Consider the following 20,308-nt stretch of genomic DNA (forward strand, 5'->3'; position numbering starts at 1 on the left):
CACGGCGTCGACTTCATGATCATCGACTGCCACGGCCACTACACCACCGCGCCGGCCGCGCTCGAGGCCTGGCGCCGGCGCCAGGTCGAGGCCTTCGGCGCGGGGCGGCCCGCGCCGGCCGCGTCCGAGCTGCGCATCGGCGACGACGAGCTGCGCGAATCCATCGAGGGCAACCAGCTGCGGCTGATGGACGAGCGCGGCATCGACCTCACCGTCTTCAGCCCGCGCGCGAGCTTCATGGCGCACCACGTCGGCGACTTCGCGGTGTCGTCCGCATGGGCCGCGATCTGCAACGAGCTGTGCCACCGCGTGAGCGCGATGTTCCCCGAGCGCTTCGCGGGCGCGGCGATGCTGCCGCAGTCGCCGGGCGTGCCGGTCGCCTCGTGCGTCGCCGAGCTCGAGCGCTGCGTGCGCGACTACGGCTTCGTCGGCGTCAACCTCAACCCCGATCCCTCGGGCGGCTTCTGGAACAGCCCGCCGCTGACCGACCGCCACTGGTATCCGCTCTACGAGAAGATGGTCGAGCTCGACGTGCCGGCCATGATCCATGTGAGCACCAGCTGCAACGCCTGCTTCCACACCACGGGCGCGCACTACCTCAATGCCGACACCACGGCCGTGATGCAGTGCATCGAGGGCGACCTGTTCGCGGATTTCCCGACCCTGCGCTTCGTGATCCCGCACGGCGGCGGTGCCGCGCCCTACCACTGGGGGCGCTTTCGCGGGCTGGCCCAGGAGATGAAGAAGCCGCCGCTCGCGCAGCACCTGCTGCAGAACCTGTTCTTCGACACCTGCGTCTACCACCAGCCGGGCATCGACCTGCTCGCGCGCGTGATCCCGGTCGAGAACATCCTGTTCGCCTCCGAGATGATCGGCGCCGTGCGCGGCATCGATCCCGAGACCGGCCACGCCTACGACGACACGCGGCGCTACATCGAGGCCGCCGCGTTGAGCGCCGGCGAGCGCGCGCAGGTCTACGAAGGCAATGCGCGCCGCGTCTTTCCGCGGCTCGATGCGCAGCTGAACGCGCGCGGCCGGCTGTTCGATCCCCAATCTCATTCCTCGCAAGGAGCCCGCCATGCATGAACTCGGCGTCGTCCATCGCCACATCGAACGCGCCGACGCGAAGGTCGTCGACGCCCTCGCGGCCCTGGGCTCGGCCACGGTACACGAGGCCATGGGCCGGGTCGGCCTGCTCGCGCCGTACATGCGGCCGATCTACCCGGGCGCGCAGGTCAGCGGCAGCGCCGTCACCGTGCTGCTGCATCCGGGCGACAACTGGATGCTGCACGTCGCGGCCGAGCAGATCCGCCCCGGCGACATCGTGGTGGCGGCCGTCACCGCGCCGAGCAGCGACGGCTTCTTCGGCGACTTGCTGGCCACCAGCTTCCAGGCCCGCGGCGCGCGCGCGCTGGTGATCGACGGCGGCGTGCGCGACGTGCGCACCTTGCAGCAGATGGGCTTTCCGGTCTGGAGCAAGGCCATCAGCAGCAAGGGCTGCGTGAAGGCCACGCTGGGCTCGGTCAACATCCCCGTGGCCTGCGCCGGCATGTCGGTGCAGCCCGGCGATGCGATCGTGGCCGACGACGACGGCGTGGTCTGCGTGCCGCGCGCGATGGCCGCGGCCACGCTCGAGAAGGCGCGCCAGCGCGAGGCGCTGGAGGCGTCGAAGCGCGAGAAGCTCGCGAGCGGCGTGCTCGGGCTCGACATGTACGACATGCGGCCGGCGCTGGCGGCGGCGGGGCTGCGCTACATCGACTGAAAGGGCGCGGCGGGCAATGCCCGACCCGCGCGCATGGCCGCAGGGCCATCGGGGCGACGGGACGGTTAACATCTGTATAAACGTACAGTATTTTCCGCCCGCCCATGGACCTCCAGCACAAGCTCGCCATCCTGGCCGATGCCGCCAAGTACGACGCCTCCTGCGCGTCGAGCGGCTCGCAGCCGCGCGACTCGGTGGGCGGGCGCGGCATCGGCTCGACCGAGGGCATGGGCATCTGCCACAGCTATGCGCCCGACGGCCGCTGCATCTCGCTGCTCAAGGTGCTGCTGACCAACCACTGCCAGTACGACTGCCTCTACTGCGTGAACCGCGCCTCGAGCAACGTGCCGCGCGCGCGTTTCCGCGCCGACGAGGTGGTGCAGCTCACGCTCGATTTCTACCGCCGCAACTGCATCGAGGGGCTGTTCCTCTCGAGCGGCATCGTCAAGTCGCCCGACCACACGATGGAGCAGGTGGTCGAGGTCGCGCGCTCGCTGCGCGAGGACCACGACTTCCGCGGCTACATCCACCTCAAGACCATTCCCGATGCCAGTGACGAGCTGATCGCGCGCGCCGGCCGCTATGCCGACCGGCTCAGCATCAACGTCGAGATGCCGACCACCGAGGGCCTGCAGGCCCTGGCACCCGAGAAGGACGAGAGCGCGATCCGCCGCTCGATGGCGCGGCTGCGCTTGCAGATCGACGACACGCGCGAGGAGGCGCGCCGCGTGGTGCCGATCCGCGCGCTGCCGGGCGCGGCGCCCGTGGCCGCGAAGCCGCCGCCGTTCGCGCCCGCGGGCCAGAGCACGCAGATGATCGTGGGCGCCGACGCCACCGACGACCGCGCCATCCTCGCGACCAGCGCCACGCTCTATGGCGCCTACCGGCTGCGCCGCGTCTACTACTCGGCCTTCAGCCCGATCCCCGACGCGGCGCGCGCGCTGCCGCTCGCCGCGCCGCCGCTGCTGCGCGAGCACCGGCTCTACCAGGCCGACTGGCTGATGCGCTTCTACGGCTTCGAGCACGGCGAGATCGTGGCCGAGCGCGACGGCCTGCTGCGGCTCGACGTCGATCCCAAGATGGCCTGGGCGCTCGCGCATGCGGAGCGCTTCCCGGTCGACCTCAACCATGCGCCGCGCGAGCTGCTGCTGCGCGTGCCGGGCCTGGGCGTGAAGGCGGTCGATCGGCTGCTGCAGGCCAGGCGCGTGCGCCGCGTGCGCGCCGACGACCTGCGGCGGCTGCATGTGCCCGCGCGCAAGGTGCTGCCCTTCGTGGTGGCCGATGGGCACCGGCCCGCGGCCGGGGCGATGGCGGCGTCGGCGCGCGCCGAGCCCGCGCGGCAGGCCTCGCTGTTCTGAGCGCCATCGCGATGCAGGTGCGGCTCGACGACGCGGTCGACCTCGACGGTTTCCGGCGCCGCGCGCGGCAACTGCTGGCCGACGGCGTGCCGCCCGAGCGGGTCGAGTGGGGCGTGGCGCGGTCCGATGGCGGAGAGGGCCTGTTCGGCGATGCGCCCGAGCAGGCGATCGCACCGTCGACCGCGGCGCTGCAGCCCGTGCCCGCGGCTTTCGTCGCGCTGTGCGCCGACGTGATCCTGCACCGCGATCCCCAGCGCTTCGCGCTGCTTTACCGCCTGCTCTGGCGCCTCGCGCACGAGCCCGCGCTGCGCCACGATCCGCTCGACGCCGACATGATGCGGGCGCAGCGCATGGCCAAGGCCGTGCACCGCGACATCCACAAGATGCGCGCCTTCGTGCGCTTCACGCAGGTGACGGACGACGACGGGCTCGAGCGCCATGTCGCATGGTTCGAGCCCGAGCACCGCATCGTCGAGGCCAATGCCGACTTCTTCGCGCGCCGCTTCGCGCAGATGCGCTGGGCCATCCTCACGCCCGAGCGCTGCGTCGAATGGGACGGCCATGCGCTGTCGTTCCGCGCGGGCGCCGACCGCCGCGAGAAGCCGCCGCCCGATGCGGGCGAGCAGCTCTGGCTCACCTACTACGCCCACATCTTCAATCCCGCGCGGCTCAAGTTCGCGACCATGCAGCGCGAGATGCCGCGCCGCTACTGGCACAACCTGCCCGAGGCCGCGCTGATCCAGCCGCTGGCCGACGCTGCCGACGCGCGCAGCCAGTCGATGATCGAAGCGCCGGCCACGCCCGCGCGGCGCATCCGCGCGCCGATGGCGCTGCACCCGCTTCCGGCCGAGGGCGCGATGCCGGCCGACCTCGGCGAACTGCGCGCGGCCGCCCATGCCTGTCGCGCCTGCCCGATCGGCGCGCAGGCCACCCAGGCCGTGTGCGGCGAAGGGCCGCTCGCGCCGCGCCACATGCTGGTCGGCGAGCAGCCGGGCGACCAGGAGGACCTCGCGGGCCGGCCCTTCGTCGGCCCGGCCGGCCAGCTGCTCGAGCGCGCGATGGCGCAGCTCGGCTGGGCGCGCGAGGGCGTCTACCTCGCCAATGCCGTGAAGCATTTCAAGTACGAGCTGCGCGGCAAGCGGCGCATCCACAAGACGCCGGGGCAGCGCGAAGCCGAGGCCTGCGCCCATTGGCTCGATGCCGAGATCGCGCTGGTGCGGCCCGGCTCGCTGGTCGCGCTCGGTGCCACGGCGGCGCGCGCGCTGCTGGGCCGGCCGGTGGCGGTGCAGGCCGAGCGCGGCGCCTGGCTGCACGAGCGCGCGGACGGGCGGCCGGTGTTCGTCACGCTGCATCCGTCGGCGCTGCTGCGGCTGCCCGACGCGGAGCGCGAGGCGGCCCAGGCGCGCTGGCGCGAGGAGCTGGCCCGCGCGCGCGACACGGCGCCGGTTGCCTGAAGGGGATCAGGCGCCGGGCTCTTCCGCGCGGCGTTCGGCCGGCACCAGCTCGGCCATGGCCTGCATCAGCATGGCCGCGGTCACCGGCTTGAACAGCACCGGCACGCCCGAGGCGCGCACGCGCTGCAGCCGCTCGGGCGCGGTCTCGCCGGTGATCAGCAGCATCGGCGCGTCGAGCCGGAAGCGCTCGCGCAGCCGCAGGCCGAGCTCCAGTCCGTCGACGCCGCTCGACAGCCGGTAGTCGCACAGCAGCAGCGCGACCGGCGGGTCCTGCGCCGCGGGCCCGGTCAGCAGGGCCACCGCCTCGGCCTCGTCGGCCACCGCCGCGACCTCGATGCCGTAGGCGCTCATGAGTTCGGTCATGGCCTTGCGGATCTCCTCCTCGTCGTCGATCAGCAGCACGCGGCCGCGCAGCGCCGGCACCTCGAAGCGCTGGCGCACCGGCAGCTCGAGGTCCTGCGGACTGAAGGCACCCGCCGAGCCTTCCGAGGCTTCGGCGAGCGGCAGCACGACCCGAAAGCGCGTGCCGCGCCCGATGTGGGAGCGCAGCTCGATGCGGTGGCCGAGCAGGCGCGAGAGCCGCTGCACGATCGACAGGCCGATGCCCAGGCCGCGCGAGCGGTCGCGCCCGAGGTTGTCGACCTGGTAGAACTCCTCGAAGATGCGGTCGCGCTGTTCGGGCGCGATGCCGATGCCGGTGTCGCGCACCTCGATCCACGCCTGGTCGCCGCGCGGGCGCGCGATCACCGTGACGCCGCCCTGCGTCGTGTACTTGAGCGCGTTGTCGACCAGGTTCGACAGCATGCGGTAGAGCAGTTGCGGATCGCTGTGGATCCACAGGCCGCTGGCGCGCACGCGCAGCTGCAGCCGCTTGCGCTCGGCCTGTGCCGAGAAGGTGTGGTGCAGCGGGATCAGCAGGGCATCGAGCGACAGCGCGCGCGGCGCCGCCTGGACCACGCCCGCGTCGAGGCGCGAGATGTCGAGCATGGTGTCGAGCGAGGCGCCCAGCGCATCGACCGCGCGCATCAGCCGCTCCACGTTCTGGATCTCGGGCCGCCGCCGCAGCGTGCTGCCCAGCGCCGCGCCGAACAGCGCGATCGCATGCATGGGCTGGCGCAGGTCGTGGCTGGCGGCGGCCAGGAAGCGGGTCTTCTCGGCGCTCGCGCGCTCGGTGGCCGCGACCTGCTCGCGCAGCTGGGCGGCCAGCGCCTCGTTCTCGAACTGCAGGATCAGCGAGGCCGTCAGGCGCTCGTTCTGCTTCACGCCCTCGCGCAGCGTGAGCACCAGGTTGAGCAGCGCGAAGCCGGCCAGGAACCAGTTCAGCATGTGGCCGTACCAGACCAGCGCGGCGATCAGCCCGCTCATCATCGGGATGCCGTAGCCGAACATCGCGCCCTTGAGCGGCCAGCGCGCCTGCACCGCGCGGGTCCAGCTGCCCATGATCACGACCGTCACGAAGGTGGTCATGGCGGGGCTCTGCAGCGCCACCAGGAACAGGCTGGCCGGCGCGGTCACCGTGCTGACCAGCGTGACGTGGACGGTGTAGCGGCGCGCCCAGCGCGGGCTGTCGGCCAGCGGCACCTCGGGCGTCCAGCGCTTCGACAGCAGCACGTACAGGTCCATCAGCACGATGGCCGAGACGATGCCCAGCACCAGCGCGCGGTGCTCGGGCAGCACGTTGAAGTAGCCGAAGACGCCGATCGCGAGCGCGAAGACGCCGTGCGCCGCGATCGCGGTCGTGTGGCCGGCATAGACCGAGGCCAGGTGCTCGCGCAGCACGCGCAGCTCGAGCGTGGCGTCCCGTGCCAGGCGTCCCGGCATCGTGTCTTTCATCAAGCAGTCTCCCCGCGGGGTGGTTCCCCCGTCTCGCGTTCGCGGCCCGGCCGGGCCCATGGCCGGCTGCCGATGGTGCCCGCCGGCATGGTCATCGGCGCATCCTAGGCGGCCCCCTCGCCCCATGGTAAGTGCCCAAAGTCATGCCCGGCCCGGGCGTCCACACGGTGCGTGAGGGCGGGTGCGACAATCGCCGCGCCATGACTGACACCCTCACGATCACCCGCCCCGACGACTGGCACCTGCACGTGCGCGATGGCGCCGCCCTCGAAGCCGTCGTGCCCCACAGCGCGCGCCAGTTCGGCCGCGCGCTGATCATGCCGAACCTGCGTCCCCCCGTGACCACCGCGGCCCAGGCCGTGGCCTACCGCGACCGCATCCGCGCCGCCGTGCCCGAGGGCAGCGGCTTCGAGCCGGTGATGTCGCTCTACCTGACCGACAAGCTGCCGCCCGAGGAGATCGCGCAGGCGGCCGAGGCCGGCGTGCGCGCGCTCAAGCTCTATCCGGCCGGCGCCACCACCAACAGCGATGCCGGCGTGACCGACATCCGCAAGACCTACAAGACGCTCGAGGCGATGCAGAAGCACGGCCTGCTGCTGCTGGTGCACGGCGAGGTCACCGATCCCGCGATCGACCTGTTCGACCGCGAGGCCGTGTTCGTCGACCGCGTGATGATTCCGCTGCGGCGCGACTTCCCCGAGCTCAAGGTGGTGTTCGAGCACCTGACCACGAAGGAGGGCGCCCACTACGTGCGCGACGCCGGCCGCTTCACGGCCGCCACCATCACCGCGCACCACCTGCTGTACAACCGCAACGCCATCTTCACCGGCGGCATCCGCCCGCATTACTACTGCCTGCCGGTGCTCAAGCGCGAGACCCATCGCGTGGCGCTGGTCGAGGCCGCCACCAGCGGCAGCGACCGCTTCTTCCTCGGCACCGACAGCGCGCCGCACCCGGCGCACCTGAAGGAACACGCGCTGGGCTGCGCCGGCTGCTACACCGCGCTGACCGCCATCGAGCTCTATGCCGAGGCCTTCGACAACGCCGGCGCGCTCGACAAGCTCGAGGGCTTCGCGAGCTTCCACGGTCCCGACTTCTACGGCCTGCCGCGCCATGCCGACAGCGTCACGCTCAAGCGCGAGAGCTGGACCGTGCCCGAGACCGTGCCTTACGGCGATGCCACGCTCAAGCCGCTGCGCGGCGGCGAAACCATCCACTGGAGACTCGCATGACCCCCACGCTGCGGGTGATGCTGCTGATCGACGCCGACAACGTCTCGGCCGACGTGATCGAGCAGGCCGTGCAGCGCACGATGGACGAGTACGGCGCGATCCACGTGCGCCGCGCCTACTGCAATGCCGAGATGGCCGTGAACCGGCAGGCGCTGTTCAAGCGGCTGTCGGTGCGGCCGATGGTCAACCTCTCGGCCGGCAAGAACAGCACCGACATCGCGCTGTCGGTCGACGCCATCGACCTCGCGATCGCCGAGCGGCCCGACGTGGTGGTGCTGGTGTCCTCCGATTCCGATTTCGCGCCGCTGGTGATCCGGCTGCGCGAGAAGGGCTGCCGCGTCTGCGGCATCGGCCAGCAGGGCAAGACGGGCGAGGAGACGGTCGGCATCTACGACAGCTTCATGGACCTCGCGCACCACGGCGTGGCGCCGGCCGCGCGCACCGTGCCCGCCAGGAAGACGGCGGCGAAGAAGGCCGCCGCGAAGACCGCGCCGGCCAAGAAGGCGCCGGCGAAGAAGGCGGCCGCCAAGACCGCGAAGAAGACGGCGGCCAAAAAGGTGGCGAAGGCCGCGGCGCCGGCACCCGTGGCCGCCGTGCCGCCGCCGGCGCCCGAGATCTCCGAGGCCGCCGAATTCGTGCTGCGCGCCGTGCCCGCCCTGCGCGCCGGCACCGACGTGCCGCTCAACGAGGTGGCGAAGGCGCTGCGCGAGGCGGGCCTGCTCGGCAAGAACGGCAGCTCGCTCAAGCTGTTCGACAAGCTCACGGCCGAGTTCAGGCACACGCAGCATCCCGACCGCATCCGCTGGACGGGCGCGGACGCCGCCTGATCCTGCCGGCGATGGCGGGCACGGCCGCGATCGACTGGACCCGGCCCTGGCTCGCGCCCTACCGCGCGCAGGGCGAAGCGGCGGCCAGTGCCATCGCGCAAGGCCTGCCGGTGGCGCGGGCGCTGCAAGGCGCGGGGCCGCCGGGCTTCGTGCCGCAGCATGCGCTGCCCGCGGGCCGGGCCTACGAGGCCCACGTCTTCGCGACCGGCACCGTGCCCACGCGCGACAACCTGCACGACTTCTTCAACGGCCTCGTGTGGCGCGCCTTTCCGCGGGCCAAGCGCCGTCTCAACGAACTGCAGGCCGCGGAGATCGAACGCGCCGGCGTCGGTGCCACGCGCGGGCCGCTGCGCGACGCGCTCACGCTGTTCGACGAGAACGGCGCGCTGCTCGAGGCGCCGCCCGAACTGTGGCGCGCGCTGGCGGCGCGCGACTGGCCGGCGCTGTTCGTCGCGCGGCGCGGGCTGTGGGCGCAGGCGCGGCTGCGCGTGTTCGGCCATGCGCTGCTCGAGAAGCTGGTGGCGCCGCGCAAGGCCGCCACGGCGCACGTGCTGCTGACCGAAGGCATCGATGGGCTGGACGACGAAGCGCTCGCGCGTCGCCTCGACCCCGCCTGGCTCACCGCCAAGCCCTTCGTGCCGCTGCCGGTGCTCGGCGTGCCGGGCTGGTGGGCCGGCAACGAGGCGCCCGATTTCTATGCCGACGCCCAGGTCTTCCGCCCCGCGCGGCCGGCCGCCGAATCCCCCGCGCCAGGCCCCGGATAGCGGGCTGCTAGAACTTTTGCTCCTATCATCTGTCTACCCGCCTGCCGCCGCACGGCCGCGCGCGACGCCTTCCTCCAGAACCAACAACAACCCAGGCAGGGAGGCGGACGCGGCAGGAACGGCTTGAAGCGGGCCGCAAGGCCCTCATCTGGTCGGCAGCGTTCCCCCACGGAGAATTCAACTTGAAACGTATCCTTCTGTTCGTCCTGACCAATGTGATGGTCGTCGCGGTGCTCGGCGTGGTCGCCAGCCTGCTCGGCGTCAATCGCTTCCTCACGGCCAACGGGCTGAACCTCACGGCCCTGCTCGGCTTCGCGCTGATCATGGGCTTCGGCGGCGCGATCATCTCGCTGCTGATCAGCAAGCCCATGGCCAAGTGGACTGCGGGCCTGCAGATGATCGACAACCCCCAGACGCCCGACGAGGCCTGGATCGTCGGCACGGTGCGCAAGTTCGCCGACAAGGCCGGCATCGGCATGCCCGAGGTCGGCATCTTCGAGGGCGAGCCCAATGCCTTCGCGACCGGCGCGTTCAAGAATTCCTCGCTGGTGGCGGTGTCCACCGGCCTGCTGCAGAACATGACGCGCGAAGAGGTCGAAGCCGTGATCGGCCACGAGGTGGCCCACATCGCCAACGGCGACATGGTCACGATGACGCTGATCCAGGGCGTGATGAACACCTTCGTCGTGTTCCTCTCGCGCGTGATCGGCTACGCGGTCGACAGCTTCCTGCGCCGCGGCGACGACCGCTCCTCGGGCCCCGGCATCGGCTACTACGTGAGCACCATCGTGCTCGACATCGTGCTGGGCTTCGCCGCCGCGATCGTCGTGGCCTGGTTCTCGCGCCAGCGCGAGTTCCGCGCCGATGCCGGCGCCGCCGCGCTGATGGGCAACCGCCAGCCGATGGTCAACGCGCTCGCGCGCCTGGGCGGCCTGCCGGCCGGCGAACTGCCGAAGGCGGTCGAGGCGATGGGCATCACCGGCGCCATGGGCAAGCTGTTCGCCACCCACCCGCCGATCGAGGAGCGCATCGCGGCGCTGCAGAACGCGCGCTGAGATCGACCTCGGAACATGCCTCGAGGCATACGGCCGCCACCTTCGGGTGGCGGCTTTTTTCATGGTGCTTCTACACTGCGGCCCCCTCGATTCTCAGGAGTGCCGCACCATGTCCAAGTCGCCCAGCCAGCAGATGTCCGCCGCGCTCAAGGCCGTCCTGGTGCCCGTGTTGAACGAGAGCGGGTTCGACGGCCGCTTTCCGCGCTATCGGCGCGACCGTGCCGAGGTGCTGCATTTCATCAGCATGCAGTACGACAAGGCCGGTACTTCCTTCTTCCTCGAAGCCGCGTGGCAGCCGCCGGGCGACAAGATGACGAGCTGGGGCGAACTGGTGCCGCAGCGCGACCTGCTGCTCGAGCACGCACCGCTCGAGAACCGCGCGCGGCTGCAGCAGGTCGGCGGCCTCAGCAGCCAGCCGTCCGACTGGTTCTCGTACGCGGGGCGGGGCGACGATGCCGCGGGTTACCGGGCGGTCGCCGCCACGGTCGCCGGGCTGCTGCCGCAGGTCGAGGCCTGGCTGGCGCGCGGCGAGGTGGGGCCGAATCTCTCGCCCTACGGCGCGATGCCGTAGGGCCGGGCGCTCAATCCGCGGAGGGCGCGGCTTCCGGAGCGGGCGCCGCCGCCTCGGGCGCAGCCACGGTTTCGGCTTGCGCCACCACCGCCGCAGCGGGCGCCGGTGCCTCGCGTTCCTTGCGCGCGCGCTGCAGCGTGCGCGTCACCTCGCCGGGCTTCATGCCGTACATGTCGGCGAACTCCTGCTCGCCGCGGCCGCTGGCCTCGAAGGCGCGCAGCAGGGCTTCGCGCTTGGCGGCCTGCGCCGCCAGTTCGGCCAGCGCCTCGTCGACCACGGCATTGGCCTTCTCGTCGCGCGAGCGCACGAGCACGGCGTAGGCCTCGCGGTCCAGGCCCGAGCTCTCGATGGCGCGCGCGATGCGCGCCACCAGTTGCGGGCGCAGGTCGCCCTCGGTGCGCTGCGAGCGGCGGCGGTGCAGCTCGAGGATGGCGTGGTGCACGTGCTCGGGCGCGACCGGATCGAGCGCGTTGCCGTCGAGGTCGTGGCGCGGATGGCCGGCGGCCACGCTCTCGAGGTAGCGCGTGGAACGCGCATGCTGGCCCATCGCGACCTTGAGGTCCTCGGCCTTGAAGTCCTCGGGATGGCGCGCGAGCAGGTCCTCGTAGACGCCGAGCTTCAGCGGCACGAAACGCGCGCCGAACAGCTGCGGATAGAGCTCGAACAGGCGCTCGAGCACCGGGTTGACCTTGCGCGCCGGGCGCTCGGGCTGTTGGGGCTGCGCCTGGGCCTGCGGCTGGCGCTGCGGCGCGGCGCCCTGCGGGCCGCGCGGGCCCTGGCCGCGCTGCGGCCGCTGGGACTTGCGGCGCGGGTTGTTGTCGCGCTGCGCCTGGCCCTCGGGGCGGGCGCCGGCCGCGGGCGCGGCTTCGGCGCCGGGCTCCTGCGCGGCATCGGCACCGCCGCGCAGTTGCTGCAGCTGGGAGGCCAGGTCCGGGCGAGGGCCACGCGGCTTGTTGCGCGGATTCGTCTTCGGGGCGGTGGTGGGGGCGTCGGTCATGCTCGGGATTCGGCGCGGGGCGCGAAGTCGGAATTAGGGGTTGGAAGTCGGTGGGCGGCGCGCGGTGCGCGTCAGCGGGGCCGGAACATCTTGAACAGATTGTCGTGCCGGATCTCGAAATAGTCCGCCGGGCCGCCGCCGCGCAGGATCGGCTGCGCCGCGGCGGTGTCGTAGATGCCTTCGCGCAGCAGTTCGCGCGCGATGTGCACGCCCACCACTTCGCCGAGCACCAGCCAGGTCTCGATGGCGCGGCCGTCGGCGGCCTGCAGCTGCACGATCTGCGTCAGCCGGCATTCGAAGGACACCGGGCTCTCGGCCACGCGCGGCACCGCGATGCGGCGCGAAGGCGCGGGCGTGAGCCCGGCGAGCGCGAACTCGTCGACCTCGGGCGGCACCGCGGCGCAGCTCTGGTTCATCGGCTCGGCCAGCGGGCGCGTGGCGAGGTTCCAGCCGAACTCGCCGGTCTCGCGGATGTTGCGCAGGCTGTCCTTGGCCGTGATGCTCGCGAAGCCGACGATCGGCGGCGTGTAGTTGAAGCCGTTGAAGAAGCTGTAGGGCGCGAGGTTGAGCACGCCCCGCGCATCGCGCGAGGAGATCCAGCCGATGGGCCGCGGGCCGACGATCGCGTTGAACGGATCGTGCGGCAGGCCGTGGCCCAGCGCGGGCTCGTAGAAATGGAAGCGGTCGTCGTCCTGCATGGAAGGGATCCCGGGTTCTTCGGTCAGCGCAGGGCCGGGCGCATCGCCTGGCGGCCGATCAGCAGGCGGAACGGCAGCAGCATGAACACGCCGACCGCGAGTTTCACGCCGAGGTCGCCGAGCGCCCAGGTGAGCCAGGGGCCCTCGGTGCCCGCGAACGCAATGCCCCAGAACACGATGCTGTCGAGCACCGCCGCGACCACGGTGGCCACCAGCGGCGCGCGCCACCAGAGGCCGCGGCGCAGGCGGTCGAAGACGCGGATGTCGAGCAGCTGCGAGGCGATGAAGGCGCTGCCCGAGGCCAGCGCGATGCGTGCCGGCGCGAGCAGCAGCGACACCGCCACCGCCACCGCGAAGCCGATCCAGGCCACGCGGCGCGCCATGCCGGGGCCGAAGCGCCGGTTGACGAGGTCGCTCACGAGGTAGGCGACCGGGTAGGTGAAGGCGCCCCAGGTCAGCCAGTCGTTGATCGCGAACTGCACCAGGATGTTGGAGGCGAGCACCACCAGCGCCATCGCGCCGATGGCGAGCGCGAAGGCGCCGGTGCCCGGTCGTGCGAAGGCGAGGGGAGTGCGGTCGTTCGTGGTCGTCATGGCGTTCTCAGACGGCGGCGGTGCGCTGCCGTTCGGCCTCGGCACGCAGGCCGCGCGCCACGGCCTCCGCGACCTTGATGCCGTCCACGCCGGCCGACAGGATGCCGCCCGCGTAGCTCGCGCCCTCACCGGCCGGATAGAGGCCGCGCACGTTGAGGCTCTGGAAGTCCTCGCCGCGCGTGATCTTGATCGGCGAGGAGGTGCGCGTCTCGACGCCGGTGAGCACCGCGTCGTGCAGGTCGAAGCCCTTGATCTTGCGGCCGAAGGCCGGGAAGGCCTCGCGCATCGCTTCGATCGCGAAGTCGGGCAGCGCGCGATGCAGGTCGGTCGGCGTCACGCCGGGCTTGTACGAGGGCATCACCTCGCCGAGCTGGGTGGAGGGCTTGCCGGCGATGAAGTCGCCCACCAGTTGGCCCGGCGCGCGGTAGTCGCCGCCGCCGAGCACGAAGGCGTTGGACTCGAGCGCGCGCTGCAGCGCGATGCCGGCCAGCGGACCCTCGGGGTAGTCGCGCGGGTCGATGCCCACCACGATGCCCGCGTTGGCGTTGCGCTCGGCGCGCGAGTACTGGCTCATGCCGTTGGTGACCACGCGGCCCGGCTCGCTGGTGGCCGCGACCACGGTGCCGCCCGGGCACATGCAGAAGCTGTAGACCGAGCGGCCATTGCTCGCGTGGTGCACCAGCTTGTAGTCGGCCGCGCCCAGCATCGGGTGGCCCGCATGGCGGCCCCAGCGCGCGCGGTCGATCAGGCCCTGCGGATGCTCGACGCGAAAGCCGATCGAGAAGGGCTTGGCCTCGATGTGCACGCCGCGCTCGTGCAGCATCGCGAAGGTGTCGCGCGAGCTGTGGCCGAGCGCCATCACGACGTGGTCGGCGCGCAGCTCGTGGCTCCGGCCGGTGGCCTGGTCGAGCACGGTGAGGCCGCGCAGCTGGCCGTCCTCGATGCGCACGTCGGTCACGCGCTGCTCGAAGCGGATCTCGCCGCCGAGCGCCACGATCTGCTCGCGGATGTTCTCCACCACCTTCACCAACTTGAAGGTGCCGATGTGCGGATGCGCGACGTAGAGGATCTCGGGCGGCGCGCCGGCCTTGACGAACTCCTCCATCACCTTGCGGCCGAGGAAGCGCGGGTCCTTGATCTGGCTGTAGAGCTTGCCGTCGGAGAAGGTGCCGGCGCCGCCCTCGCCGAACTGCACGTTCGACTCGGGGTCGAGCACGCTCTTGCGCCACAGGCCCCAGGTGTCCTTGGTGCGCTGGCGCACGGTCTTGCCGCGCTCCAGCACGATCGGGCGCAGGCCCATCTGCGCCAGCATCAGCGCCGCGAAGATGCCGCAGGGGCCGAAGCCGATCACCACCGGGCGGCTCGCGCCCGCGGGTACGTCCGCCGGCAGCGTGTGGCGCATGTCGGGCGCGTTCTGGATGTGCGGATGGCCGGCGTGCCTGGCGAGCAGCGCGGCCTCGCGTTTCGCGTCGGCGAGCGCCACGTCGCAGATGTAGACCGTCAGCAGTTCGGCCTTGCGGGCATCGAAGCTGCGCTTGTAGACGGTGTGGGAGGCGATCGCCTCGGGCGGCACCTCGAGGGTGCGGGCGATCAGCGCGGCCAGCGCCTCGGGCGCATGGTCGAGCGGAAGTTTGAGTTCGGAGATTCTCAGCATGTCGTGGGGCTTGTGGTTATCAAGCAGGCCGACGATTTTACGCGTTGGGCCGCTATCAAAGGGATAGCTGGCCGCAACGCGGGGAAGCGAGGGGATCAGGCGGGCAGGAAGCCTTCGACCGACAGGTAGCGCTCGCCGGTGTCGTAGTTGAAGCCCAGCACCACCGCGTTCTCGGGCAGCGAGGGCAGCTTCTGCGCGATGGCCGCCAGCGTGGCGCCCGAGGAGATGCCCACCAGCATGCCTTCCTCGGTGGCGCAGCGGCGCGCCATCTCGCGCGCGGGCTCGGCATCGACCTGCAGCACGCCGTCGAGCAGCGCGGTGTCGAGGTTCTTCGGGATGAAGCCGGCGCCGATGCCCTGGATCGGGTGCGGCGCGGGCTGGCCGCCCGAGATCACGGGCGAGGCCACGGGCTCGACCGCGAACACCTGCAGCTTCGGCCACTTCTTCTTGAGCACGCGCGCCACGCCGGTGATGTGGCCGCCGGTGCCCACGCCGGTGATCAGCACGTCGATGCCCTCGGGGAAGTCGGCCGCGATCTCCTCGGCCGTGGTGCGCACGTGCACCTCGACGTTGGCCGGGTTGTTGAACTGCTGCGGCATCCAGGCGCCGGGCGTGCCCGCGACGATCTCCTCGGCGCGCGCGATCGAGGCCTTCATGCCGCCCGCGCGCGGCGTCAGGTCGAAGGTGGCGCCGTAGGCCAGCATCAGCCGGCGGCGCTCCACCGACATGCTGTCGGGCATCACCAGGATCAGCTTGTAGCCCTTGACGGCCGCGACCATCGCCAGGCCGATGCCGGTGTTGCCCGAGGTGGGCTCGACGATGGTGCCGCCGGGCTTGAGCGCGCCGCTCTTCTCGGCGTCCTCCACCATCGCGAGCGCGATGCGGTCCTTGATCGAGCCGCCGGGGTTGGCGCGTTCGGCCTTGACCCAGACCTGCTGCTTCGCGTTGCCGAACAGGCGCTGGATGCGCACGTGCGGCGTGTTGCCGATGGTCTGGAGGATGTTCTGGGCCTTCATGGATGGAATCTCCTTGGATGCGTTCGGTTCGATGGTTGTCGCAACGACAGCGCGCATTGTGAGACCAGCCCGCGGACCTTTCAGCGCGAAGGTGTTGCAACCGGCAGCAGCCGGCCGCGCACCAGCAGCGCCACGGTGCGCGCCACGAGCAGTCCGACGATCGCGTTGGCGGCCACGAACAGCAGCGGCGCGAGCCAGCGCACCGGCCCCGTGGCGCCGGCCGCCACCAGCCGCATCGCGAGCGTCGGCAGCGCGCCCACGCCGAAGCTGAAGGCCCAGTAGCCGGGCGTGAACGACTGGCGCGAGATCCACGGCAGCAGGCGCAGCAGCAGCAGGGCCTGGTAGAGGCCGTAGCCCAGCAGGATCTGCGCGAACAGGTCGGGCACGCCGCCGTTGACCGCGAGCCAGGTGCCGCCGCCGACCACGGCCGGCGCGAGCTGGATGCCCAGCAGCGGGCGCTGCGCCTCGGGCAGCGGATCTTGCGTGGCGGCGCGGTGCAGGATCAGCGATTCGAGCGCGAGCCACGAGAACAGCCCCGCGCCGAAGAACAGCAGGCCCAGCTGCGGCCAGCCGAAGGCCGCGGCCGCGGTGCCGGCGACGAAGTTCTGCGCCACCGCCGGCAGGTAGATCGCCGGCGTGACCGAGGCCGGCGCGCGGCCGCCCTGCCAGGTGCGGCCATAGAGCCGCAGGCCGAGCGCGAGCTGCGCCGTGACCGCCAGCGCGAACACGGCCAGCGCCACCGGGCGTGCGTAGGGCAGCAGCGCGACCGCCGCCAGCATGCTGGCCACCGGGCCCAGCGCCGCGAACGACGACTGCACCGGGTGCTCGAGCTCGGCGCGCGCCTCGTCGGGATGGCGCAGCCACTTGGCGGCGTAGAGCACCAGCAGCACCAGCCAGACGGCGATGCCGGCCCAGGTCAGGGCCTGCGCGGCCTCGGGTGGCAGCTGCCACAGCGGCGTCGCCGCGCGCCAGGCCGCGGCCAGCGCGAGCAGGCCGACGGCGATGCTGAAGAAGGAGACGGGAATCGGGCCGCGGGCCGATGCGGCGGCCGGTGCGGCGGCGGGGACGAGATCGGAAGTCATTCTGTTCACCTCGTGGAAGTCGGTGAATGAACTGTAGGCCTGCATGCTAGGATTTTGAATGCCGATCCGGCTGAAAAAATTGCTCCAACGTCTCACACCATGGATGCCCTGAGCGAACTCGTAGCCTGGCTGGCCCCGCGCGGCCGCATGGACCTGCGCTGCCTGTTCGGCCAGGACTGGGCCGCGCCGCACGAGGCCATCGGCCCGTGGCGCGCGCCCTTCCACATCCTGATGCGCGGGCGCTGCGAGCTGTGGCTGCCGGCCAGCGGCACGCTGCTGCCGCTGGAGGAGGGCAGCCTCGTGATCCTGCCGCACGGCCAGGCGCACGTGCTGCGCACCGCGGGGCGCGGGCCGGAGCCGGGAGAGCCGCCGGAGGACATGCGCCCGATCCGCCTGCGCAAGGGCGAGCTGGTCGACCTCAAGACCAACCTGCCGCGTCCCGCGAAGGCCGACACCGACATCCTCTGCGGCGAGTTCGAGTTCCCGGGCCGGCGCCGCAGCACCTTGCTCGACGCGCTGCCCGATCCGCTGGTGATCCCCTTCGGCCAGCGGCCCGAGTACGGCTGGCTGCAGGGCCTGGTGCGGCTGATGGCGCACGAGATCGAGCAGCAGAACGCCGGCGCGCAGGCCATCGTGGCGCAGCTCTCGGGCACGCTGTTCACGCTGGCGGTGCGCGCCTGCCTCGACACCCGGCCCGAGCTCTCGGGCGTGCTGGGCCTGATGGCCAGCCCGCGGCTGGCGGGCGCGCTCAAGGCCATGCTCGATGCGCCGCAGCACGACTGGACCGTGGCCTCGCTGGCCGAGCGCTGCCACCTCTCGCGCGCCACCTTCGGGCGCGAGTTCGCGCGCCGCACGGGCACCGGCCCGCTCGAGCTGCTGACCAGCCTGCGGATGGAGCTCGCGTCGCGCCTGCTCGCGCAGGGCGGGCAGGACACGGCCTCGGTCGGCGAGGCCGTCGGCTACCGCTCCGAGGCCGCGTTCAATCGCGCCTTCGCGCGCCATGCGGGCCTCACGCCGGGGCGCTTCCGGCGCGCCGCGGCGGCCGGCTGAAGCGGCTCAGGACCCGGCCAGCACCGGGCGCCGCAGTGGCGCCTTCCACAGCTCGGCCAGCAGCACGCCGGCCACCGTCAGCACGCCGCCGACCGCGTGATAGGCCGCGAGCGATTCGCCGATCACCGCCGCCGCGATCAGTGCGGTGAACAGCGGGATCAGGTTGAAGAACATGCTCGCGCGGCTCGGACCGATGTGGGCCACCGTGTGCATCCACACCAGCGGCGCGAGCATCGAGGCGCCGAGGCCCGCGAAGCCGATCAGCGGCAGGTTGGCGGCCGACAGGCCCATGCGCGGCGTCAGCAGGTACAGCGGCAGCAGCACGATCACCGCGCACACGATCTGCAGGTAGAGCAGCTGCAGCGCGGGCACTTCCTTCATGCCCCAGCGCTTGAGCAGGATCACGTAGACCGCATAGGCCAGCATCGCCAGCAGCATCAGGCCGTCGCCCAGGTTGGCGCCGCTCTCGAGCAGCGTGCCGAGGTTGCCCGAGGACACCACCACCGCCACGCCCGCGATCGACACCAGCGAGCCCGCCACCGCGCCGGCCGTGAGCCGCTGGCCCAGCAGCAGGATCGACAGCGCCAGCACCATCATCGGCGTGAGCGAGCCGATGATCCCCATGTGCGTGGCCGTGGTCATGTAGGCCGCGTAGTAGGCGAGGCTCTGGTAGACCACCATGCCCAGCAGGCCGAGCACCGCGATGCGGCCCAGCTGCGGGCGGATCGCGCGCCAGTTGCGCAGCACCGGGCGCAGCGCCAGCGGCGTGAACAGCAGGGCCGCGAGCAGCCAGCGGTAGAAGCTGATCTCGGCCGGCGCGATGGTGCCGGCCGCCATCTTGCTGACGACGGTGTTGCCCGACCAGATGACGACGGCGAGCAGGGGGAAGGCATAGGGCCACATGGGACAGGACTTTCAGGAGGAGGCGGGGCTATCATCGGTGCGTCCGTCCTGCGGCATATAGCTCGATCAGGACAACCGGTCCGGAATTCCGGACGCTCTTTCGAGGAACCGCCCCGCCATGGCCGATCGCGCGCGCTACCTGTCGATCCAGGACGTGGAGCACAAGGCCGGCCCGTTCTATTTCAACTGGGACGAATTCGGCGCCGACACCTTGGCCGCGCCGCACAGCCACAGCTGGGGCCATCTCAACTACACCGCGCACGGCACCATGCAGATGGAGGCCGAGGGCCTGCGCTTCCTCTCGCCGCCGCAGTACGCGGTGTGGATCCCGCCGCGGGTGGTGCACAGCTGCACGCTGCGCCATGCGGTGGTCTACCGCACCGTCTACATCGTGCCCGCGCTGTGCGCCGAGCTGCCCGCGCAGCCCTGCACCGTGCGCATCAGCCCGATCGTCCGCAGCGTGCTGGCCGACTTCGCCGCGCGCGATGTGAACGAGCCCGTCACGCCGGCCGACCTGCGGCTCGCGCAGGTGGTGGTCGACCAGCTCGCGCGCGCCGAGGTGCTGCGCTGCTACCTGCCCGCGGCCGCCTCGCCCGCGCTGGTCGGCGTGCTCGAGGCGCTGCAGGCCGAGCCCGGCGACCACCGCTCGCTGGCCGAGTGGGCCGCGAGCGTGCACATGACCGAGCGCACGCTCGCGCGCCAGTGCCAGCGCGAACTCGGCATGTCCTTCGGCGACTGGCGCCAGCGGCTGCGCTTCCTGCGCGCCATCGATGCGCTGGAGGCCGGCCGCACGGTGCAGGAGATCGCCTTCGACCTCGGCTACAGCACGGCCTCGGCCTTCATCGCGATGTTCCAGCGCGAGGCGGGCACGACGCCGGAGCAGTACCGGCGGGAGTTCTGCGGGATCGCTTGAAGGCAAACAGCCGGACGCAGAGGACGCGAAGATTCCGCGAAGGTCGCGAAAGGACTTCCATAAAAAATCTTTCGGGGTTTCTTTTGCGTCCTTCGCGACACCTTCGCGTCCTCTGCGTCCGGTTGTCCGATCCCGCTTTCGATCGCGGTCGCTTCCTGCGGCGATAATCCGTTCCGTGAAGCGTGCCAGACCGCCGCTGGTGCAAGTGCCGAAAGGCCGCACTGGAGGAACGTCCGGACTGCACAGGACAGCGCAGGAGCTAACGGCTCTCCACCGTGAGGTGAGGATCAGAGCAACAGAGACGAGCCGATTCAGTTCGGGTGAAACGGGCAATCTCTGCGCGCAGCAACACCAAGTAGGCCAGTATCGAGGTGGTTCCGCTGAGCTGGCGGGTAGGTGGCATCGAGCCGTCTGGCGACAGACGGCCCAGAGTAATGGCGGTCACGCCGGGCATTTCGCAAGAGAGGTCCGGTGCACAGAATCCGGCTTATCGGCGCGCTTCACACTTTTATTTCTTCCCCCAACGTTCTTCGTCGGGTCATGCCT

At 71.5% G+C, this 20,308-nt stretch carries 19 protein-coding genes and 1 other RNA gene; 12 read left to right on the plus strand and 8 right to left on the minus strand.

All coding sequences use genetic code 11. The annotated features are described in order from the left end of the window. The first annotated feature begins 15 nt into the window (after nucleotides 1–15). From ACODT0_RS05855 to ACODT0_RS05870, 4 genes are all read left to right on the plus strand, one after another. Nucleotides 16–1,086 carry an amidohydrolase family protein gene (locus ACODT0_RS05855; RefSeq protein ID WP_489040842.1) on the plus strand — a complete coding sequence of 357 codons (1,071 nt, stop codon included), beginning with the start codon at nucleotides 16–18 and terminating at the stop codon, nucleotides 1,084–1,086. Then, on the plus strand, nucleotides 1,079–1,762 hold the full coding sequence (ligK, locus tag ACODT0_RS05860) for a 4-carboxy-4-hydroxy-2-oxoadipate aldolase/oxaloacetate decarboxylase (RefSeq protein WP_489040843.1): 684 nt from the start codon (nucleotides 1,079–1,081) through the stop codon (nucleotides 1,760–1,762). The genes ACODT0_RS05855 and ligK overlap by 8 nt, the downstream gene beginning before the upstream one ends. 104 nt (nucleotides 1,763–1,866) lie before the next feature. Next, on the plus strand, nucleotides 1,867–3,120 hold the full coding sequence (locus ACODT0_RS05865; protein WP_489040844.1) for a putative DNA modification/repair radical SAM protein: 1,254 nt from the start codon (nucleotides 1,867–1,869) through the stop codon (nucleotides 3,118–3,120). 11 nt (nucleotides 3,121–3,131) lie between these two features. Beyond that, nucleotides 3,132–4,574, plus strand: coding sequence for a UdgX family uracil-DNA binding protein (locus ACODT0_RS05870; RefSeq protein ID WP_489040845.1), 1,443 nt, complete (start codon nucleotides 3,132–3,134; stop codon nucleotides 4,572–4,574). Nucleotides 4,575–4,580: 6 nt separating this feature from the next. Here the strand turns inward: ACODT0_RS05870 and ACODT0_RS05875 are convergent, their stop codons facing one another. Continuing rightward, nucleotides 4,581–6,407, minus strand: a complete 1,827-nt coding sequence (locus ACODT0_RS05875) for an ATP-binding response regulator (protein WP_489040846.1) — start codon at nucleotides 6,405–6,407, stop codon at nucleotides 4,581–4,583. Between the two features lie 200 nt (nucleotides 6,408–6,607). Here ACODT0_RS05875 and pyrC point away from each other — a divergent pair, with 200 nt between their 5' ends. The 5 genes from pyrC to ACODT0_RS05900 all read left to right on the plus strand — a co-directional run bounded on the left by pyrC (nucleotide 6,608) and on the right by ACODT0_RS05900 (nucleotide 10,856). Further along, complete coding sequence (gene pyrC, locus ACODT0_RS05880; protein WP_489040847.1) at nucleotides 6,608–7,639, plus strand: dihydroorotase; 1,032 nt, start codon at nucleotides 6,608–6,610, stop codon at nucleotides 7,637–7,639. After that, entirely contained in the window at nucleotides 7,636–8,466 is an 831-nt protein-coding gene (locus ACODT0_RS05885) for an NYN domain-containing protein (protein ID WP_489040848.1), read from the plus strand. The genes pyrC and ACODT0_RS05885 overlap by 4 nt, the downstream gene beginning before the upstream one ends. Before the next feature lie 11 nt (nucleotides 8,467–8,477). Continuing rightward, nucleotides 8,478–9,230: a DUF3025 domain-containing protein gene (locus ACODT0_RS05890; RefSeq protein ID WP_489040849.1), complete on the plus strand. Its 753-nt coding sequence runs from the start codon at nucleotides 8,478–8,480 to the stop codon at nucleotides 9,228–9,230. Between the two features lie 182 nt (nucleotides 9,231–9,412). Beyond that, entirely contained in the window at nucleotides 9,413–10,285 is an 873-nt protein-coding gene (gene htpX / locus ACODT0_RS05895) for a protease HtpX (RefSeq protein ID WP_057593941.1), read from the plus strand. A gap of 109 nt (nucleotides 10,286–10,394) precedes the next feature. Next, the gene (locus ACODT0_RS05900) at nucleotides 10,395–10,856 is read left to right on the plus strand and encodes a DUF4304 domain-containing protein (protein WP_296737957.1); all 462 of its coding nucleotides are present in this window, start codon (nucleotides 10,395–10,397) and stop codon (nucleotides 10,854–10,856) included. A 10-nt stretch (nucleotides 10,857–10,866) separates the two neighbouring features. On the opposite strand, the gene ACODT0_RS05905 is transcribed toward ACODT0_RS05900, so the two are convergent. The 6 genes from ACODT0_RS05905 to tehA form a co-directional block, all read right to left on the minus strand. Beyond that, nucleotides 10,867–11,853: a ProQ/FinO family protein gene (locus tag ACODT0_RS05905; protein ID WP_296737960.1), complete on the minus strand. Its 987-nt coding sequence runs from the start codon at nucleotides 11,851–11,853 to the stop codon at nucleotides 10,867–10,869. 71 nt (nucleotides 11,854–11,924) lie between these two features. Then, nucleotides 11,925–12,551: a flavin reductase family protein gene (locus tag ACODT0_RS05910; RefSeq protein WP_057593938.1), complete on the minus strand. Its 627-nt coding sequence runs from the start codon at nucleotides 12,549–12,551 to the stop codon at nucleotides 11,925–11,927. Between the two features lie 23 nt (nucleotides 12,552–12,574). Next, nucleotides 12,575–13,066 carry a VUT family protein gene (locus ACODT0_RS05915; protein ID WP_296738129.1) on the minus strand — a complete coding sequence of 164 codons (492 nt, stop codon included), beginning with the start codon at nucleotides 13,064–13,066 and terminating at the stop codon, nucleotides 12,575–12,577. A gap of 85 nt (nucleotides 13,067–13,151) precedes the next feature. Then, nucleotides 13,152–14,798 carry an NAD(P)/FAD-dependent oxidoreductase gene (locus ACODT0_RS05920; RefSeq protein ID WP_489040850.1) on the minus strand — a complete coding sequence of 549 codons (1,647 nt, stop codon included), beginning with the start codon at nucleotides 14,796–14,798 and terminating at the stop codon, nucleotides 13,152–13,154. 95 nt (nucleotides 14,799–14,893) lie between these two features. Further along, on the minus strand, nucleotides 14,894–15,814 hold the full coding sequence (gene cysK, locus ACODT0_RS05925) for a cysteine synthase A (protein WP_057593936.1): 921 nt from the start codon (nucleotides 15,812–15,814) through the stop codon (nucleotides 14,894–14,896). An 80-nt stretch (nucleotides 15,815–15,894) separates the two neighbouring features. Then, nucleotides 15,895–16,896 (minus strand): dicarboxylate transporter/tellurite-resistance protein TehA, encoded by a 1,002-nt coding sequence (gene tehA, locus ACODT0_RS05930; protein ID WP_489040851.1) that lies wholly within the window; start codon nucleotides 16,894–16,896, stop codon nucleotides 15,895–15,897. A 99-nt stretch (nucleotides 16,897–16,995) separates the two neighbouring features. Here tehA and ACODT0_RS05935 point away from each other — a divergent pair, with 99 nt between their 5' ends. Next, on the plus strand, nucleotides 16,996–17,946 hold the full coding sequence (locus ACODT0_RS05935) for a cupin domain-containing protein (RefSeq protein WP_489040852.1): 951 nt from the start codon (nucleotides 16,996–16,998) through the stop codon (nucleotides 17,944–17,946). Nucleotides 17,947–17,952: 6 nt separating this feature from the next. Here the strand turns inward: ACODT0_RS05935 and ACODT0_RS05940 are convergent, their stop codons facing one another. Then, nucleotides 17,953–18,849: a DMT family transporter gene (locus ACODT0_RS05940; protein WP_261211412.1), complete on the minus strand. Its 897-nt coding sequence runs from the start codon at nucleotides 18,847–18,849 to the stop codon at nucleotides 17,953–17,955. Between the two features lie 118 nt (nucleotides 18,850–18,967). Between ACODT0_RS05940 and ACODT0_RS05945 the strand changes: the two genes are divergently transcribed. Next, nucleotides 18,968–19,762 carry an AraC family transcriptional regulator gene (locus ACODT0_RS05945; protein ID WP_057593932.1) on the plus strand — a complete coding sequence of 265 codons (795 nt, stop codon included), beginning with the start codon at nucleotides 18,968–18,970 and terminating at the stop codon, nucleotides 19,760–19,762. A gap of 177 nt (nucleotides 19,763–19,939) precedes the next feature. Then, nucleotides 19,940–20,268: RNase P RNA component class A (rnpB, locus tag ACODT0_RS05950), an RNA gene on the plus strand. Nucleotides 20,269–20,308: the final 40 nt, after the last annotated feature.

The sequence above is a fragment of the Variovorax sp. FG153 genome, from assembly GCF_057809595.1.